The 1,168-nt window shown below is 35.9% G+C and carries 1 protein-coding gene and 1 pseudogene; both read left to right on the forward strand.

Annotation, left to right across the window (positions count from 1 at the left end; all coding sequences use genetic code 11):
* Nucleotides 1–140 (forward strand): annotated as a pseudogene (locus AC1DTM_RS27565) (aminoglycoside phosphotransferase family protein); the annotation flags it as partial.
* Nucleotides 141–153: 13 nt separating this feature from the next.
* Nucleotides 154–897, forward strand: coding sequence for a metallophosphoesterase family protein (locus tag AC1DTM_RS27570; protein ID WP_477001383.1), 744 nt, complete (start codon nucleotides 154–156; stop codon nucleotides 895–897).
* Nucleotides 898–1,168 lie beyond the last annotated feature (271 nt).

Below are 1,168 nucleotides of genomic sequence, written 5' to 3' on the forward strand. Positions count from 1 at the left end.
GGACGAACCGAAGCACACCGCATTTAGTAGATGATATGAAGGAGAGATTAAACCGAATTTTAGAAGACCATAATCATTTTTTATCCTATATTCCGAAATGGTATCAATCATATCATATGGATATAATAAACAATAAATAACGGAGGGGTTCATTTGGATAAAATAGCGATAATTTCAGATATTCATGGTAATATTCCGGCTTTAGAATCAGTACTGCAAGATATTAAATTAAGAGGAATCGAACGCATTATTTGTCTTGGAGATTTAGTAGGAAAAGGTCCTCATTCTAGCGAAGTGATTGAAATCATTCGTAAAGAATGTGAAGGAGTTGTAATGGGGAACTGGGATGATTTCATTACAAAGCCAACTGAATTTGAAGCGTTAAAATGGCATCAAAAACAACTGTCAGAAGAACAAAATGAATATTTAAGGAGTTTACCATTTTCCATCGAGTTTTATATGAGCGGGAAACTCATTCGTATGTTCCACGCTTCACCGAGAAGTTTATATGAAAGAGTTCAACCACACGCTTCAAGAGAAGAGCGTGTTAGTATGTTCGAAAATAGCGATTTGACGGAAAATATAGAAGGGGAAAGAAAACCAGATGTCGTTTGCTACGGTGACGTTCACCAAGCGTATGTGCAAAATTTTAGAGGGAAAWCGTTATGTAATGCTGGTAGCGTAGGAAACCCTCTTGAGATTACACAAGCTTCCTATTTAATTTTTGAAGGAATTTACAATGAAAAAGAAGCAGCGAGCTTTTCCATTCAACTCGTACGTGTACCGTATGATATTGAATTAGCAATTCGATTAGCAGAAGAGCTGGATATGCCAGAAATTGAGGAATACAAGCAAGAGTTACGGACTGCTTTATATCGAGGGTTTAAAGGTAAATAAGGAATATGTATATCAATAAAAATATACCGACAAGTAGTGACATTTTTATTTAACATAATTTTGTTATGTAAACAAAAATGAGGAGGTCATATCGTGCATCGCCAAAAACGAATGAAAGAAATTGCTGATCATATTTTAACGTTAAACTTAACTCATCCAATAAGAGTTGGAGTGAGTGGTATTACAGCCTCAGGAAAGACAACATTTGCAAATGAACTAGCGGAGGAATTGAAACAGTGCGGAGTACCAGTAACACGTGCAAGCATTGATG

Source organism: Bacillus sp. P4_D3, assembly GCF_056401855.1.